Here is a 15,366-nt window from a genome sequence, read left to right as displayed (position 1 = left end):
CTGACACACATTCCAGCTTAGTTGCCGCCTGGGCGTTTTTCCTGCGCATCGCCGTTGCCGAGTGCCAGCGCTGCGTGTGATTGCTCTGCGCGCAGGGCCTGCCAGCGAGTAATGACCGCGTCCGGCGCCCAGAGTTGCGGCTCCGATGCTTCGAACTCTTCCTCCTTCTCGCGCTTGGCCACGGTCGCGCTGGCCAGCGTGAAGGCCTGCCTGAGGTCGTCGGTCTGCTGGAGCGCCTTGGCGAACAGCGCATCGCCGAAGTAGGTGAAATCGGCTTCCTCGGAGCAGCCGAAAGACACCCGGTCGCTGCGCGCGGCGGTCATGATCAGGGTCTTGTCGTCCTTGAGCACGGGGATGAAGCCGCCGCTGTAGCAGGCGGAGATGACCAGCACCTTGTAGCGGTCCTTCAGCGGGGCAAGCAGGCTGGCCAGTTCGCTGGCCGGCAGGTCATAGAGCTTGAGCCCCGGCATGTCCAGCACCAGCTGGTGGTCATGGGAGCCATGGCTGGTCAGGTAGATGAACACCAGGTCTTCCGGGCCGCTGCGTTCGGCGATGGTGCGCAGGGTGCGGGCGAGGGTTTCGCGGGTGGCCATGGGGCGGTCGGCGAGGTGATCGCGGTGGTTCACCAGGCGTACCACGCCGCGGGCGCCGAAGCGCTCGCCGAGCAGGTCGGCGACGTAGTCGGCCTCGCGCAGGAACACGCTCTGCTTGCCGTCGCCCCCCAGGCTGACGCCGTAGAGTTCGATTGCCGGGGTGGACTGCGGGATAGCGGCCAGCGCCTTCTCCAGCATTGCGCCCTGCTCCAGCAGGCCTACCTCCAGCGGGTTGGGCAGCAGCTTGCCGGCGGCGTCCTGGCGCAACTGGCCGTCGCGCCAGATGCCTTTCTGCAGGCTGCCATCACGGCGGGTGAGGGTGCCTTCCCCCGTGTATTCGCCACGGGCGAAGCCGCCCTGGTAGGTCTGGCCGTCGGGCTGGGTCAGCGTGCCCCTGCCGTGGAAGCGCCAGGCGCGGAATTCGCCCTTGTAGCGGCTGCCGTCGACGCCGCTGAATTCGCCCGGTCCGCTCAGTGCGCCTTCCTTGAAACGACCGAACCAGACATCGCCGTTGGCGTTCTGGAAGCGCCCGGTGCCGTCGAACTGGTCGTTGCGGAATTCGCCGCTGTAGTAGTCGCCGGCGTCGTCGCGGAAGGTGCCCTTGCCCTCCAGCACGCCGTTCTTGAACTGGCCGCCGTACTGGTTGCCGAGGCTGTCCTGGCGGGCGCCTTCGCCATTGGCCTGGCCCCTGGCGAAGAAGCCCTGGTGACGTGTGCCATCGGCCTGTTCGAGGTTGCCCAGACCGTCGTAGAGCCCCTTGCGGAAGGCACCGCTGTAGGTGGTGCCACCCTGGGTAAGACGGCCCTCACCATCGAATTCACTGCGCTTGAACTGGCCTTCGTAGACGCTGCCGTCCGGGTACTGCAGGCGTCCGTGGCCTTCGAACTGGCCGTCGCGGAATTCGCCTTCATAGACCGTGCCGGTGCTGTCGACCCACTTGCCCTGGCCGCTTTGCAGCCCCTTGTCGAAGCCGCCCTCGTACCAGGCGCCATTGCTGTAATCGAGCCGCCCCGGGCCCTGCAATTGACCGTTGACCAGCTCCCCGCGGTAGCGCGCGCCGTCGGGCAGGCGGGCGTCCGGTGGCGTCAGCGGTTCGCCCTCGCCGCAGGCGGCAAGCAGCAGGACGAGGCTCAAGGGCAGGAGTTGGCGTGGCATGGGGACTCTCGAATCGACGGTGGGGCGCCGATTGAGTGTGACGGAAAAAAGCCCGCGATCGCGGGCTTTTTTCTCAGACCTGCATGGCACGTCGATGGCGAGGCATCAGACGAAGCACAGGCTCAGCGATTCGGCGATGTAGGCAGGCTTGGGCAGGCCTTCGATCTCCAGGGTGCAGCGCGCCTTGATCAGCCACTGGCCGGGGTTCTTCTCGGTGATGTCGGTGATGGTCACCTGCAGGCGCACGCGCGAATCCACCGGCACCGGCTGGATGAAGCGCACGCTGTCCAGGCCGTAGTTGACCACCATCTTGGGGTTCTCCGGCAGGACCAGCAGGCCCTCGCAGAGTTTCGGGATCAGCGACAGCGACAGGAAGCCGTGGGCGATGGTGCCGCCGAAGGGCGTCTTCTTCGCCTTCTCCGGGTCGACGTGGATGAACTGGTGGTCCTCGGTGCACTCGGCGAACTGGTTGATGCGCTGTTGATCGACGGTGATCCACTGCGAATGGCCCAGGTCCTTGCCGATGTAGTCCTTCAGTGCGCTTACGGGTACGAATGCCATGTTTCCTCCGGGGATATCGTTGTTCTTCTAGTGCGGCCTGCGTAAGAGTCCGACAACAGATCAGCATGGGGTCCGCGGCCGGTCAAGCCGCAGCGGCATTCATGCTTTGGGCGAATGCCGCGCCATAGCGGGCGCCGGGCGGGCATAATGGCGTCTCCTTGCGCTGGAGATGTTCCCTGATGTTGCTACGCGGCCTGACCTGGCTGGTGCTGTTCCAACTGCTCGGCACGGGCCTGAATGCTCTCATCCTGCACATGATTCCCGGCCCCATCATTGGGCTGGTGCTGCTGTTCGCCTTCCTCGTCTGGAACGGCGAGGTGAGCAAGCCGGTGAACGAGGCCGCCGCCTCGCTGCTGCGCTACCTGCCGCTGTTGCTGGTGCCGGCGGCGGTGGGCGTGATGGCCTACGCGAAGCAGATCGCCGCGGACTTCTGGGCCATCGCCGGGGCCCTGGCGCTGTCGCTGCTGGTGTCCTTCGTGTTCGCCGGCTGGCTGATGCAGAAGCTCATCGACCGCCAGCGCAAGCAGAAGGAGAACGCCTGATGTTCGACTGGCAAGGCGCGCTGAACGCCGTCATTCATCATCCGCTGTTCTGCGTCGGCGTCACCCTGGGCGCTTATCAGTTGGCGCTGGCCGCCTACGAGCGCACGCGCTGGGTATTCCTGCAGCCGGTGCTGGTGTCGATGCTGATCGTCATCGCGGTGCTGCTGGCCTGCGGCATCGACTACAGCGAGTACAGCAACAGCGCCAAGGTGCTGACCATCCTCCTCGGCCCCGCGACCGTCGCCCTCGCCGTGCCGCTGTTCCTCAACCTCAAGCGCATCCGCCAGCTGTTCTGGCCGACGCTGATCACCCTGCTGGTCGGCGGCCTGTTCGCCACTGCGCTGGGCATCGGCCTGGGCTGGCTGTTCGGCGTCGACCATGAACTGCTGATGAGCCTGGCGCCCAAGTCAGTGACCTCGCCCATCGCCATGCTGGTGGCCAGTCAGATCGGCGGCGTGGCGGCGCTGGCGGCGGTATTCGTGCTGATCACCGGGGTACTCGGCGCCATCCTCGGTCCGGAATTGCTGCGCCGCGTCGGTGTCCATCACCCGGCCGCGCAGGGCATGGCGCTGGGCATGACCGCCCATGCCGTGGGTACCTCCCGCGCCTTGCAGGAGGGCGAGGAGTGCGGCGCCTTCGCTGCCCTGGCGATGAGCCTGATGGGCGTGGCCACCGCTGTGCTGCTACCGTTGGCGGTAGCGCTGATCGCCTGAGAGCCTGTTGACGATCTGCTGCGCGTCGGCCGTAGGGCGTTGGCAAACGCCCTCAGGTGCTCATTTACAGCAGTAAACTCCGCTCTTCAGGCGCTTGCCGCCTACTACGGCTCAAGCTCGCACGATCGTAAACAGGCTCTGATCGAAAATGGGAGTACCCATGAGTTTTCCGCTCTTCCCCCTCAATACCGTGCTGTTCCCCGGCTGCCGCCTCGACCTGCAGATCTTCGAGGCGCGCTACCTGGACATGATCGGCCGCTGCATGAAGCAGAACGGCGGGTTCGGTGTGGTGGCCATCGTCGAGGGCGAGGAAGTCGGCGATGCGCCGGAGCATTACAGCCTGGTGGGCTGCGAAGCCCACATCAAGGACTGGAAGCAGCAGTCCAACGGCTTGCTGGGCATCCGTGTCGAAGGCGGACGGCGCTTCCGTGTGCTCTCGGCAAACGTGCAGCCCGACCAGCTGACGGTGGCCGAGGTGGAGTGGCTGGACGAGCAATCCGACCAGCCGCTGACCAAGGAGCACGACGACCTCGCCGCGCTGCTCGAAGCGCTGTCCATGCACCCGATGGTGTCCGCCCTGGAGATGGGCGGCGAGGTGAATGGCCAGCAGGCCCTGGCCTGCCAGCTCGCCTATCTGCTGCCCTTCGAACGTGACCAGAAGCAGGTATTGCTGGAGATGGACGATCCCACCGTGCGCCTGGCGCGCATTCAGGTGCTGCTGGAGCAGCTGCAGGGCGATTTCGTCGCCTGAGATTGGGGCGGCAGGCTACAGGCTGCAGGCAAGAGCTTTGCCTGCCGCCTGAAGCCTACCGCTTGAAGCCGCCTTTAGAACGAATCGCCCGGTACCCGTACCCAGCCTTCCATGAGGATGCGCGAGCTGCGGCTCATGATGGCCTTGGTCACGGTCCACTCGCCGTTCACCTGCTTCGCCTCGGCGCCCACACGCAGGGTGCCGGAGGGGTGGCCGAAGCGCACGGCGCTGCGTTCGCCACCGCCGGCGGCGAGGTTTACCAGGGTGCCGGGAATGGCGGCGGCGGTGCCGATGGCCACGGCCGCGGTGCCCATCATGGCGTGGTGCAGCTTGCCCATGGACAGCGCGCGGACCAGCAGGTCGATGTCGCCGGCCTGCACTTGCTTGCCGCTGGAGGTGACGTAGTCCTTCGCCGGCGCGACGAAGGCGATCTTCGGTGTGTGCTGGCGGGTCGCGGCTTCTTCCGGGGTCTTGATCAGGCCCATGCGCAGGGCGCCGGCAATGCGGAATTGCTCGAAGCGCGCCAGTTGTTCGGGGTCGCCATTGATCGCTTCGCGCAGTTCGGTGCCGGTGTAGCCGATGTCCTGGGCGTTGACGAAGATGGTCGGGATGCCGGCCGTGATCATGGTCGCCTTGAAGGTGCCGATGCCGGGGACTTCCAGGTCGTCCACCAGGTTGCCGGTGGGGAACATCGAGCCGCCTTCCTCGCCATCGTCGGACGGATCGAGGAATTCCAGCACGATCTCGGCGGCCGGGAAGGTCACGCCGTCCAGCTCGAAGTCGCCGGTTTCCTGGACCTGGCCGTTGCTGATCGGCACGTGGGCGATGATGGTCTTCTGGATGTTCGCCTGCCAGATGCGCACCACGCAGGTGCCGTTGTCCGGGATGCGCGACGGATCGACCAGGCCGGCGTGGATGGCGAAGGAGCCGGCAGCGGTGGAGAGGTTGCCGCAGTTGCCGCTCCAGTCGACGAAGGCCTTGTCGATGGAAATCTGCCCATAGAGGTAGTCGACGTCGTGATCCGGCTGGGTGCTTTTCGACAGGATCACGCATTTGCTGGTGCTGGAGGTTGCGCCGCCCATGCCGTCGATGTGCGCGCTGTACGGATCGGGGCTGCCGATCACGCGCATGAACAGCTTGTCGCGGGCTGCGCCAGGCACCTGGCAGCGCTCGGGCAAATCCTGCAGGCGGAAGAACACGCCCTTGCTGGTGCCGCCACGGATGTAGGTGGCGGGGATCTTCACTTGGGGTACGTGGGGCATGGGACTCGATCCTGTTTGCTTTTCGTAGGAACGTGGGGGGCGCCTAGCCCTTGCTCGCGAACGGCCTCACTGCGGACTTTGGTTCGCGAGCAAGCTCGCTCCTACAGAAGTTGTGCCGGCCCGCGAGCGGGCCGGCGGTTACATCACGCTACCGCGCCTTCCAGGAAGTCCTTGGCGAAGCGTTGCAGCACGCCACCGGCCTTGTACACCTTCACTTCGGCGGCGGTGTCGAGGCGGCAGGTGACCGGGACTTCGACGACTTCGCCGTTGCGGCGGTTGACCACCAGGGTCAGGTCGCAGCGCGGCGAGACTTCGCCTTTGATGTCGTAGGTCTCGGTGCCGTCCAGGCCCAGGGTCAGGCGCGTGGTGCCCGGCTTGAACTCCACCGGCAGCACGCCCATGCCCACCAGGTTGGTGCGGTGGATGCGCTCGAAGCCTTCGGCGACGATCACTTCCACACCGGCCAGGCGAACGCCCTTGGCCGCCCAGTCGCGGGACGAGCCCTGGCCGTAGTCGGCACCGGCGACGATGATCAGGTTCTGCTTGCGGTTCATGTAGGTTTCGATGGCTTCCCACATGCGCATTACCTTGCCCTCGGGCTCGACGCGGGCCAGCGAACCTTTCTTCACTTCACCGTTGACCACGGCCATTTCGTTGACCAGCTGCGGGTTGGCGAAGGTGGCGCGCTGGGCGGTCAGGTGGTCGCCGCGGTGGGTGGCGTAGGAGTTGAAGTCCTCTTCCGGCAGGCCCATTTTCGCCAGGTACTCGCCGGCGGCCGAGTCCGCCAGGATGGCGTTGGACGGCGACAGGTGATCGGTGGTGATGTTGTCCGGCAGGATCGCCAGCGGCAGCATGCCCTTGAGCGTGCGCTCGCCCGCCAGCGCGCCTTCCCAGTATGGTGGGCGGCGGATGTAGGTGGACATCGGGCGCCAGTCGTACAGCGGGCTTTCGGCTTCCTGCACGCTGCCCAGGTCGAACATCGGGATGTAGACCTGCTTGAACTGCTCGGGCTTGACGCTGGAGGCGACGATGGCGTCGATCTCTTCGTCGGACGGCCAGAGGTCCTTCAGGGTGACGGGGTTGCCTTGACTGTCGGTGCCCAGCGGGTCCTGCTCGATGTCGAAGCGCACGGTACCGGCGATGGCGTAGGCGACCACCAGCGGCGGCGAGGCGAGGAAGGCCTGCTTGGCGTAGGGGTGGATACGCCCGTCGAAGTTGCGGTTGCCCGAGAGCACGGCGGTGGCGTACAGGTCGCGGTCGATGATCTCTTTCTGGATCGCCGGGTCCAGCGCGCCGGACATGCCGTTACAGGTGGTGCAGGCATAGGCGACGATGCCGAAGCCGAGCTTCTCCAGCTCCGGCAGCAGGCCGGCTTCTTCCAGGTACAGCTTGGCGACTTTCGACCCGGGAGCGAACGAGGTCTTCACCCACGGCTTGCGGATCATGCCCAGCGCGTTGGCCTTCTTCGCCACCAGGCCGGCGGCGATGACGTTGCGCGGGTTGGAGGTGTTGGTGCAGCTGGTGATGGCGGCGATGATCACGGCGCCATCGGGCATCAGGCCTTCGGCTTCCTCGACCCGGCCGGACTCCAGCTTGGCTTCGTCGGCGATGCCGCGCTCGGCCAGTGCCGAGGTCGGCAGGCGGCGGTGCGGGTTGGACGGGCCGGCCATGTTGCGCACTACGCTGCCCAGGTCGAATTCGAGCACGCGCTCGTACTCGGCGGTTTCCAGGGCGGTGCTCCACAGGCCGAGGGTCTTCGCGTAGTTCTCCACCAGCTCCACCTGCTCGGGCTCGCGGCCGGTGAGCTTGAGGTAGTCGATGGTCTGGCCGTCGATGTAGAACATCGAGGCGGTGGCGCCGTATTCCGGGCACATGTTGGAGATGGTCGCGCGGTCGCCGATGGACAGGCTGTCCGCACCCTCGCCGAAGAACTCGACATAGGCGCCGACCACGCGCTCCTTGCGCAGGAACTCGGTGATCGCCAGGACGATATCGGTGGCGGTGATGCCCGGCTGGCGCTTGCCGGTCAGCTTCACGCCGACGATGTCGGGCAGGCGCATCATCGACGGGTGGCCAAGCATCACGGTCTCGGCCTCGAGGCCGCCGACGCCGATGGCGATTACGCCCAGGGCATCCACGTGGGGGGTGTGCGAGTCGGTGCCGACGCAGGTGTCGGGGAACGCGATGCCGCCACGTGCCTGGATCACCGGGCTCATTTTCTCCAGGTTGATCTGGTGCATGATGCCGTTGCCGGCCGGGATCACGTCGACGTTCTTGAACGCGGTCCTGGTCCAGTCGATGAAGTGGAAGCGATCCTCGTTGCGGCGATCCTCGATGGCGCGGTTCTTCTCGAATGCGTCGGGGTCGAAGCCGGCGGCTTCCACGGCCAGCGAGTGGTCGACGATCAGCTGGGTCGGCACCACCGGGTTGACCTTGGATGGGTCGCCGCCTTTCTCGGCGATGGCGTCACGCAGGCCGGCGAGGTCGACCAGCGCGGTCTGGCCGAGGATGTCGTGGCAGACCACGCGCGCCGGGTACCAGGGGAAGTCGAGGTCGCGCTTGCGGTAGACCAGCTGCTCCAGCGAGGCGGTGAGGTCCGCCGGCTCGCAGCGGCGCACCAGCTGTTCGGCCAGCACGCGGGAGGTGTAGGGGAGCTTGTCCCAGGCGCCGGCCTGGATCGCCTCGACCGCCTCGCGGGCGTCGAAGTAATCCAGCGCGGTGCCGGGCAGGCGCTTGCGGAATTGGCTGTTCACGGAAGTAGTCATGTTGTTATCCAGGAAGGCTATTTGCGGTCCTTGAGCGGCACGAACTTCAGGTCTTCAGGGCCTGTGTAGTTGGCGCTCGGGCGGATGATCTTGCCGTCGATGCGTTGCTCGATGACGTGGGCGGACCAGCCGGCGGTGCGGGCGATGACGAACAGCGGGGTGAACATCGCGGTGGGCACGCCCATCATGTGGTAGCTCACGGCGCTGAACCAATCGAGGTTGGGGAACATCTTCTTGATGTCCCACATGATGGTTTCCAGGCGCTCGGCGATGTCATACATCTTGGTGTTCGACTGCTCGTTCGACAGCTGCTGGGCGACTTCCTTGATCACCTTGTTGCGCGGGTCGGACACGGTGTAGACCGGGTGGCCGAAGCCGATCACCACTTCCTTGCGCTCGACGCGGGCACGGATGTCGGCCTCGGCTTCATCCGGGTTGTCGTAGCGCTTCTGGATCTCGAAGGCCACCTCGTTGGCGCCGCCGTGTTTCGGGCCGCGCAGCGCGCCGATGGCGCCGGCGATGCAGGAGTAGATGTCCGAACCGGTGCCGGCGATCACCCGGGAGGTGAAGGTCGAAGCGTTGAATTCGTGCTCGGCGTACAGGTTCAGCGAGGTGTGCATGGCGCGCACCCAGGACTCGCGCGGCTTCTGCCCGTGCAGCAGGTGCAGGAAGTGGCCGCCGATGGAGTCGTCGTCGGTCTCGACGTCGATGCGCTTGCCGTTGTGGCTGAAGTGGTACCAGTAGAGCAGCGCCGAGCCCAGCGAAGCCATCAGCTTGTCGGCGATGTCACGGGCGCCCGGATGGTTGTGGTCGTCCTTCTCCGGCGACAGGCAGCCGAGCACGGACACGGCGGTGCGCATCACATCCATCGGGTGCGCCGACGGCGGCAGGGTCTCCAGGGCGGCCTTGACGCCGGCCGGCAGGCCGCGCAGGGCTTTCAGCTTGGCCTTGTAGCCGGCCAGCTCGGCAACGTTGGGCAGCTTGCCGTGGACCAGCAGGTGGGCGATTTCCTCGAAGTCGCAGCGGTTGGCGAAATCCAGGACGTCATAGCCACGGTAGTGCAGGTCGTTGCCGGTGCGGCCGACGGTGCACAGGGCGGTGTTGCCAGCGGCGGTGCCACTCAGGGCCACGGACTTCTTGGGTTTGAAGGCGGTGGTGGTTTCTGCGGTAGCGCTCATCGCGTGTCTCCTCATCAAATCCGGTTGCTTGTTCTTGTTCCGCCGGCATTGGCCGTGCGGTCGGTTCGAATCTGGTTTGGCGGATAACGCCTGTGGCGTTATCCGCCCTACGGTGGTTCAGGTTCTGGCGTAGGGCGAATAACGCGAAGCGTTATCCGCCGTCACCGCCAAGGGTGGATAACGCCGATGGCGTTATGCACCCTACGGTTTGTACAGGCTCGCTTACTTCTTGCCGGCGGCGAACAGCGCGTCGAGCTTCTGCTCGAAGGCGTGGTAACCGATGCGGTCGTACAGCTCGGCGCGGGTCTGCATCAGCTCGATCACGTTCTGCTGGTGGCCTTCCTCGCGGATCGCGGTGTACACGGCTTCGGCGGCCTTGTTGGCGGCGCGGAAGGCCGACAGTGGGTAGAGCTGGATGGCCACGCCGACCGAGGCCAGCTCGTCGCGGGTGAACAGCGGGGTGGCGCCGAATTCGGTGATGTTGGCCAGGATCGGCACGTTCAGCGCGTCGACGAAGCGCTTGTAGGTCGGCAGGTCGTAGGCGGCTTCGGCGAAGATCGCATCGGCGCCGGCCTCGACGTAGCGCTGGCAGCGCTCGATGGCGGCGTCCACGCCTTCGGCCTGGATGGCGTCGGTGCGGGCGATCAGGAAGAAGTTCGGGTCGGTCTTGGCGTTGGCGGCAGACTTCACGCGGTCGACCATCTCCTGGGTGGAGACGATTTCCTTGCCCGGACGGTGGCCGCAACGCTTGGCGCCGACCTGGTCCTCGATGTGCGCGGCAGCAGCGCCGGCCTTGATCAGGGCCTTCACCGTGCGCTCGATGTTGAAGGCGCTGGGGCCGAAGCCGGTGTCGATGTCCACCAGCAGCGGCAGGTCGCAGACGTCGGTGATGCGGCGTACGTCGGTGAGCACGTCATCCAGGGTGTTGATGCCCAGGTCCGGCAGGCCGAGGGAACCCGCTGCCACGCCGCCACCGGAGAGGTAGATAGCCTTGAAGCCGGCGCGCTTGGCCAGCAGCGCGTGGTTGGCGTTGATCGCGCCGATCACCTGCAGCGGCTTTTCTTCGGCAAGGGCGTCGCGGAAACGTTGGCCGGCGGTCTTGTAGCTCATTGTTCACCTCGTTCGTTGGCTGTCTTGGCTTGGGCGTCCAGGTAATGGCGCTCCATATTGCGTTTCGAGGCGCCGATGTGACGGCGCATCAGCAACTCGGCCAGTTCGCCGTCACGATCGGCGATGGCATCGAGAATCCGGTGGTGTTCGGCGAAGGCCTGGCGCGGCCGGTTGGGCGTCGCCGAGAACTGCAGGCGATACATGCGTACCAACTGGTACAGCTCGCCGCAGAGCATGCGGGTGAGGGTGCGGTTGCCGCTGCCCTGGATGATCCGGTAGTGGAAGTCGTAGTCGCCTTCCTGCTGGTAGTAGCCACGGCCGGCCTGGAAGGCTTCGTCGCGCTCGTGGGTGTCGAGCACCCGGCGCAGTTCATCGATCTCGGCCGGCGTCATGCGCTCGGCCGCCAGGCGGCAGGCCATGCCTTCGAGGGACTCGCGGATCTCGTAGAGCTCCAGCAGCTCCTCATGGCTGAGCGAGACGACCCGTGCACCGACGTGCGGTACGCGCACCAGCAGCTTCTGGCCTTCCAGGCGGTGGATCGCCTCGCGCAGTGGGCCGCGGCTGATGCCATAGGTGCGCGCCAGCTCCGGCTCGGAAATCTTGCTGCCGGGGGCGATGTCACCCTTGACGATGGCCGACTGGATCTTGCGGAACACGTGTTCCGAGAGGGTCTCGCCGTCGTCGCTGGCGGGGGTGGGCAGAATCAGGCTATCGCTCATGGTGTCGACAATCTTCTTGGTGTGCGGCGAAAGCTACCCCTGGAAAAGCCTTCGGTCAATGAAGATCTGATGAATTGTCGACAATCGTCTAATGAGCTACCCGGCTTATGCGTGCGGGTTCATCGCCGCAAGACGCAGCGCCCGGGTTCTGCGAGTATGCGTTTGCGCTGGCTGGCTCAGGGAAGGCAATTCAGGTGAAGGAACGCGTTGGACGAGTCGCTGCCAGCACCCTCGGGTTTCTGGCGTTGGGATGGCTGCAGGGCTTCTGGGCATTGCGTGCCTATGGGGAAAACCTGCCTGCCGACATGGCTGACCGAAGCATTTCCGCTGAAATGATGCCGTTGCTGCTGTTCTGGGCGGTGTTCATCGGGCTGCTGGCGTGGCCGATGAGCTGGCGCCGCGGCTGGCGCGTCGGCCTGTCGTCCGGTTTTGCCCTGGTCGGTTGGTTCTGGGTCGATCTTTGTGTGTATGACAGCCGCGTGGCGAGCTGGAGTACTTACACGCTTGCCGAGCTGGCACTGGAAGTGGCCGAGCTGTGTCATCGACCGTTGCTGCTCGCGGCTGCTTTCTATCTGGGGGGATGGGGCCTGCTGGCCTGGAGGAAGACGCGTGATCAGAAGCTGGTATGACCGCCACGCATTGCCGCGCTTGATCGACTTCGCCTGCGGCATGGGCGATGTGATGAAGCAGCGTTCGCTGTTGGTGCCCCGTGCGCACGGGCGGGTGTTGGAGATCGGCATGGGCACCGGGCTGAACCTGTCGTTCTACGATCCGGCGAAAGTGTCGACAATCGTCGGCGTCGACCCGGCGGCACAGATGCAGAAGCTCGCCCGCCATCGCGCCGAGGCGATCGCCATTCCCGTGGAGATGGTGGCACTGGAGCTGGGGCAGATCCGCGCCGACGCCGGCAGCTTCGACAGCATCGTCTGTACTTTCACCCTCTGCAGCATTCCCGACGCGGAGGCAGCACTGAAGGAAATGCGCCGGGTGCTCAAGCCCGGCGGCGAATTCCTCTTCTGCGAGCACGGCCTGGCGCCGGATGCCGGTGTGCGCGCCTGGCAGCAGCGGCTGACGCCGGTATGGAAGCCGCTGGCGGGCGGCTGTCACCTGGACCGCGACATGCCGGCGCTGATCGAGTCCGGCGGTTTCAACCTGCGCGAACTGATCCAGGACTACCTGCCGGGGCCGCGCCCAATGACCTACGTCTATCGCGGCATGGCCGACTGAGGCGGCGGCAGGCGGTCGAGGACCTCGATGCTGAGGATATAGGCGCTGCGCAGGAACAGATCTTCCGGCCGCTGGACGAAGCCCGAGTCCGACTGGCAGTCGTTCAGGCGCACGACGCCGGGAGCGTGGCCGCTACACAACGCGCGGTAGTCGCCCTGGCTGATCCAGCCCTGAAGCACAGAGGACTCGCGGTTATGCGCGCGAACCACGACTTCGACCTTGAGATGCTCGTTCATTGCCACGTCGCTCCACCGAAAGTGAGAAGAGGTGGCAGACCTTAACGTCGGTCCTGTACGGCCTCTGTCAGGTTCCTCTGAATGGCCTGTGGGACTATCCCCGGTACTTCAGGCCACCCGCTCGGCCGGGGTGACATTGAGGATGTGCGTGCCGCTGAGGAACAGGTCCTGCACCGGGCCGGTGGGGCAGTGGCGGCTCTGGCAGTCGCCCAGGCGCACCTCGAAGGGCGCGCGGCCATCGCGCAGGGCGAGGTAGTCCTCGCGGCTGATGCGGCCGTGGAGGATGCGTTGCGGACGATAGGGAGACCAGGTCTCCACATCGACCCAGAGACTGTCGGAAGCGTGGTTCATGGCGGTGGTCCGGCCGTTTGCAAATGGGCGAGTACTCTAGACAGCGGACCAGCGCCAAATTCATCGGAGCCTTCCGAGATATTTGTAGGAAATTATGTTGCCAGACTGGCGGCGCTGTCTTACGGCAAGGCTCGATAGGCCTCGGCCCAGGCGAGGGCGAACTCCTCGAAGCGCGTCGCCGTGGTATTGGCCGGCGTGCGCGCCTCCTGCGCCCGAACCCGCCCGCTGCTGATTGCCTCGGCCAGTTCGGCGTAGCAGGCGGCGACGCTGGCAGAGCAACCCGCCTCCTGCAGCGCCACGGCCAACTCCTGCGACGACACCGGCACGTAAGGCAGGTCCGGCCGGCCGATGGCCGTGCCCAGCAGCCGGGTCGCCTCGGCGTAGCTGATATCACGCTGGCCGAGCACTTCACGGGTCACGCGGCCCTGCCAGTCATGGTCGAGCAGGGCGCGGCTGGCGGCATCGGCGACATCCTGCGTGGCGACCATCGGCACCGCTACATCCGGCGCTACGGCGTCGCTGTAGCAGGCGTAGGCACGGACGATCTCCAGCGCGCCATACAGGTTCTCGAACAGCGCGCCGGAGCGCAGCATCAGCACGCTCACCGCCGGCGGCAACTGCAGCAGACGCTGTTCCTGGTCGTGCATGCTGATGATCGGCCCCGTGCCGGAGGGCACCTCGGCGCCCACGCTGCTCAGGAATACCACCCGGCGCACGCCGCTGCTGCGGATGGCGGCGAGGATCGCCTCGCCCTGGGCCGCCTGCTGATGGCGGTAGTCCTCGGTGTCCGGGCCGTAGGCGAGCAGGGTGTAGACCGCCTCGGCGCCACGGAAGGCCTGGCTGAGGAAGGCGGCATCATGCGGTTCGCCCACGGCGATCTGCGCGCCGGCAGCCGCCAGCGGCGCCAGGCGCTCGGCGTTGCGGCCGAGCGCACGGACGGGCACGCCGGCCTCCAGCAGGGTCTGGCAGATTCTCGAACCGGTGCGCCCGGTGGCTCCCATTACGCTGATCATGATGCTGTCCTCGTTGCTGGCCGCCCCGCGGCGCCCGCCGCAGATTCGTTGGCCTGGGCTCAGTTTCCTGCTGAACGACTGGACGGTTAATGCCTGAAAGTCGGTCCTTTATGCTCATTCGTCCAGGAATGCTGGACGCCGCCCAATTGCCGGGCCAGTCTCCAGGCGATGAACGCACTCGACGCCATTGCGGACCTGAGCGACGCCTGGGTTTCCACCGATCCCCTGGGCGAGGCCCTGCATTTCCTGCGCATGAGCGGCACCTTCTACTGTCGTTCGGAGTTCAGCGCACCCTGGGGGCTCGACCTGCCGGCCATGCCGCAGTGTCTGATGTTCCATGTGCTGACGGTGGGCGAATGCTGGCTGGAAGCCGAAGGTAATGAGCCGCGCCGGTTGGCGCCGGGCGATCTGGTGCTGGTGCCCCACGGTGAGGGCCACCGCTTGGTGAGTGCGCCGGGCGAGCCTGCGACGGGGTTGTTCGACCTGCCACGCGCCTACGCCAGTGACCGCTACGAAGTGCTGCGCCAGGGCGGCGCTGGCGAGCCGACGGCGATGCTCTGTGGCGCGGTGCGCTTCGACCATCCCGCCGCGCTGCAACTGGTGCGCCTGCTGCCACGGGTGCTGCAAGCCCAGGTGCGCGACCCCGCGCAGCACGACTGGCTGATGAGTACCCTGCAACTGATGGAGAGCGAGGCGCGGGCCATGCGCCCCGGCGGCGAAACGGTGATCACCCGGCTGGCCGACATCCTGGTGATCCAGGCCATTCGCGCCTGGATCGCGCAGGACCCGGCGGCGCAGACCGGCTGGCTCGGCGCCCTGCAGGACCGGCAGTTGGGCCGTGCGCTGAGCCTGATCCATCGCGAGCCTGAGCGGGATTGGAGCCTCGCAGCCCTGGCCGGCGCGGCGGCCATGTCGCGCTCGGCCTTCGCCGCGCGCTTCGCCGAAAAGGTCGGCATGCCGGCGATGCACTACGTGACCCGCTGGCGCATGCACGTGGCACTGGGCTGGCTGCAGGAGCGGGAGATCACGGTGGCAGAGCTGGCCGAGCGGCTTGGCTATCAGTCGGAAGCGGCGTTCAGTCGAGCGTTCAAACGCTGTATCGGCGTTTCACCGGGAAGCGTGCGGCGCTCGGCGCAGGGCTTTGCACATCGGCAGGGCGAATAATCTGCGGCAGGTTATCCGCCGTTGGT

The 15,366-nt window shown here is 66.2% G+C and carries 16 protein-coding genes; 6 read left to right on the top strand and 10 right to left on the bottom strand.

The window, feature by feature from the left end; all coding sequences use genetic code 11:
• Window positions 1-17 precede the first annotated feature (17 nt).
• A complete protein-coding gene (locus tag N5C91_RS11460; RefSeq protein ID WP_279829699.1) occupies window positions 18-1,748 on the bottom strand; it encodes a C13 family peptidase in 1,731 nt (576 codons plus the stop codon).
• 105 nt (window positions 1,749-1,853) lie between these two features.
• Window positions 1,854-2,309: a MaoC family dehydratase gene (locus N5C91_RS11455; protein ID WP_045217066.1), complete on the bottom strand. Its 456-nt coding sequence runs from the start codon at window positions 2,307-2,309 to the stop codon at window positions 1,854-1,856.
• 179 nt (window positions 2,310-2,488) lie between these two features.
• On the opposite strand from N5C91_RS11455, the gene N5C91_RS11450 reads away from it, so the two are divergent.
• The 3 genes from N5C91_RS11450 to N5C91_RS11440 all read left to right on the top strand — a co-directional run bounded on the left by N5C91_RS11450 (window position 2,489) and on the right by N5C91_RS11440 (window position 4,315).
• The gene (locus N5C91_RS11450) at window positions 2,489-2,851 is read left to right on the top strand and encodes a CidA/LrgA family protein (protein ID WP_024764691.1); all 363 of its coding nucleotides are present in this window, start codon (window positions 2,489-2,491) and stop codon (window positions 2,849-2,851) included.
• Window positions 2,851-3,564 (top strand): LrgB family protein, encoded by a 714-nt coding sequence (locus N5C91_RS11445; RefSeq protein WP_279829694.1) that lies wholly within the window; start codon window positions 2,851-2,853, stop codon window positions 3,562-3,564. Before N5C91_RS11450 ends, N5C91_RS11445 begins: the two co-directional genes overlap by 1 nt.
• A 160-nt stretch (window positions 3,565-3,724) precedes the next feature.
• On the top strand, window positions 3,725-4,315 hold the full coding sequence (locus N5C91_RS11440; RefSeq protein WP_279829692.1) for an LON peptidase substrate-binding domain-containing protein: 591 nt from the start codon (window positions 3,725-3,727) through the stop codon (window positions 4,313-4,315).
• 74 nt (window positions 4,316-4,389) lie between these two features.
• On the opposite strand, the gene prpF is transcribed toward N5C91_RS11440, so the two are convergent.
• From prpF to N5C91_RS11415, 5 genes are all read right to left on the bottom strand, one after another.
• On the bottom strand, window positions 4,390-5,577 hold the full coding sequence (gene prpF / locus N5C91_RS11435; protein ID WP_279829690.1) for a 2-methylaconitate cis-trans isomerase PrpF: 1,188 nt from the start codon (window positions 5,575-5,577) through the stop codon (window positions 4,390-4,392).
• A 143-nt stretch (window positions 5,578-5,720) separates the two neighbouring features.
• On the bottom strand, window positions 5,721-8,330 hold the full coding sequence (gene acnD, locus N5C91_RS11430) for a Fe/S-dependent 2-methylisocitrate dehydratase AcnD (RefSeq protein WP_279830026.1): 2,610 nt from the start codon (window positions 8,328-8,330) through the stop codon (window positions 5,721-5,723).
• A 29-nt stretch (window positions 8,331-8,359) separates the two neighbouring features.
• The gene (prpC, locus tag N5C91_RS11425; RefSeq protein WP_236200485.1) at window positions 8,360-9,520 is read right to left on the bottom strand and encodes a 2-methylcitrate synthase; all 1,161 of its coding nucleotides are present in this window, start codon (window positions 9,518-9,520) and stop codon (window positions 8,360-8,362) included.
• 222 nt (window positions 9,521-9,742) lie between these two features.
• Window positions 9,743-10,630, bottom strand: coding sequence for a methylisocitrate lyase (gene prpB / locus N5C91_RS11420; protein WP_236200484.1), 888 nt, complete (start codon window positions 10,628-10,630; stop codon window positions 9,743-9,745).
• Window positions 10,627-11,349, bottom strand: coding sequence for a GntR family transcriptional regulator (locus N5C91_RS11415; RefSeq protein ID WP_054908359.1), 723 nt, complete (start codon window positions 11,347-11,349; stop codon window positions 10,627-10,629). The genes prpB and N5C91_RS11415 overlap by 4 nt, the downstream gene beginning before the upstream one ends.
• Window positions 11,350-11,543: 194 nt before the next feature.
• On the opposite strand from N5C91_RS11415, the gene N5C91_RS11410 reads away from it, so the two are divergent.
• Complete coding sequence (locus N5C91_RS11410; protein ID WP_236200483.1) at window positions 11,544-11,978, top strand: hypothetical protein; 435 nt, start codon at window positions 11,544-11,546, stop codon at window positions 11,976-11,978.
• Window positions 11,959-12,576, top strand: coding sequence for a class I SAM-dependent methyltransferase (locus N5C91_RS11405; RefSeq protein ID WP_276574806.1), 618 nt, complete (start codon window positions 11,959-11,961; stop codon window positions 12,574-12,576). The genes N5C91_RS11410 and N5C91_RS11405 overlap by 20 nt, the downstream gene beginning before the upstream one ends.
• Here N5C91_RS11405 and N5C91_RS11400 read toward each other — a convergent pair.
• From N5C91_RS11400 to N5C91_RS11390, 3 genes are all read right to left on the bottom strand, one after another.
• Window positions 12,555-12,812, bottom strand: coding sequence for a hypothetical protein (locus tag N5C91_RS11400; protein WP_279829688.1), 258 nt, complete (start codon window positions 12,810-12,812; stop codon window positions 12,555-12,557). The two genes, N5C91_RS11405 and N5C91_RS11400, sit on opposite strands and share 22 nt — an antisense overlap.
• 108 nt (window positions 12,813-12,920) lie before the next feature.
• Window positions 12,921-13,163, bottom strand: a complete 243-nt coding sequence (locus N5C91_RS11395; RefSeq protein WP_236200481.1) for a hypothetical protein — start codon at window positions 13,161-13,163, stop codon at window positions 12,921-12,923.
• Window positions 13,164-13,282: 119 nt separating this feature from the next.
• Window positions 13,283-14,176, bottom strand: coding sequence for an NAD(P)H-binding protein (locus tag N5C91_RS11390; protein ID WP_279829686.1), 894 nt, complete (start codon window positions 14,174-14,176; stop codon window positions 13,283-13,285).
• 168 nt (window positions 14,177-14,344) lie between these two features.
• On the opposite strand from N5C91_RS11390, the gene N5C91_RS11385 reads away from it, so the two are divergent.
• A complete protein-coding gene (locus N5C91_RS11385; protein ID WP_279829684.1) occupies window positions 14,345-15,340 on the top strand; it encodes an AraC family transcriptional regulator in 996 nt (331 codons plus the stop codon).
• Window positions 15,341-15,366: the final 26 nt, after the last annotated feature.

Source organism: Pseudomonas sp. GD03903, from assembly GCF_029840045.1.
Classification (GTDB): domain Bacteria; phylum Pseudomonadota; class Gammaproteobacteria; order Pseudomonadales; family Pseudomonadaceae; genus Pseudomonas; species Pseudomonas pseudonitroreducens.
The sequence above is the reverse complement of the archived record's forward strand: the minus strand, read 5'-3'. Positions and strand labels throughout refer to the sequence as shown.

What these genes read in the sequence shown, in the direction of transcription:
- N5C91_RS11460 (WP_279829699.1), bottom strand. Translation starts at nt 1,748, where the DNA reads ATGCCACGCCAACTCCTGCCCTTGAGCCTCGTCCTGCTGCTTGCCGCC.
- N5C91_RS11455 (WP_045217066.1), bottom strand. Translation starts at nt 2,309, where the DNA reads ATGGCATTCGTACCCGTAAGCGCACTGAAGGACTACATCGGCAAGGAC.
- N5C91_RS11450 (WP_024764691.1), top strand. Translation starts at nt 2,489, where the DNA reads ATGTTGCTACGCGGCCTGACCTGGCTGGTGCTGTTCCAACTGCTCGGC.
- N5C91_RS11445 (WP_279829694.1), top strand. Translation starts at nt 2,851, where the DNA reads ATGTTCGACTGGCAAGGCGCGCTGAACGCCGTCATTCATCATCCGCTG.
- N5C91_RS11440 (WP_279829692.1), top strand. Translation starts at nt 3,725, where the DNA reads ATGAGTTTTCCGCTCTTCCCCCTCAATACCGTGCTGTTCCCCGGCTGC.
- prpF (WP_279829690.1), bottom strand. Translation starts at nt 5,577, where the DNA reads ATGCCCCACGTACCCCAAGTGAAGATCCCCGCCACCTACATCCGTGGC.
- prpC (WP_236200485.1), bottom strand. Translation starts at nt 9,520, where the DNA reads ATGAGCGCTACCGCAGAAACCACCACCGCCTTCAAACCCAAGAAGTCC.
- prpB (WP_236200484.1), bottom strand. Translation starts at nt 10,630, where the DNA reads ATGAGCTACAAGACCGCCGGCCAACGTTTCCGCGACGCCCTTGCCGAA.
- N5C91_RS11415 (WP_054908359.1), bottom strand. Translation starts at nt 11,349, where the DNA reads ATGAGCGATAGCCTGATTCTGCCCACCCCCGCCAGCGACGACGGCGAG.
- N5C91_RS11400 (WP_279829688.1), bottom strand. Translation starts at nt 12,812, where the DNA reads ATGAACGAGCATCTCAAGGTCGAAGTCGTGGTTCGCGCGCATAACCGC.
- N5C91_RS11395 (WP_236200481.1), bottom strand. Translation starts at nt 13,163, where the DNA reads ATGAACCACGCTTCCGACAGTCTCTGGGTCGATGTGGAGACCTGGTCT.
- N5C91_RS11390 (WP_279829686.1), bottom strand. Translation starts at nt 14,176, where the DNA reads ATGATCAGCGTAATGGGAGCCACCGGGCGCACCGGTTCGAGAATCTGC.
- N5C91_RS11385 (WP_279829684.1), top strand. Translation starts at nt 14,345, where the DNA reads ATGAACGCACTCGACGCCATTGCGGACCTGAGCGACGCCTGGGTTTCC.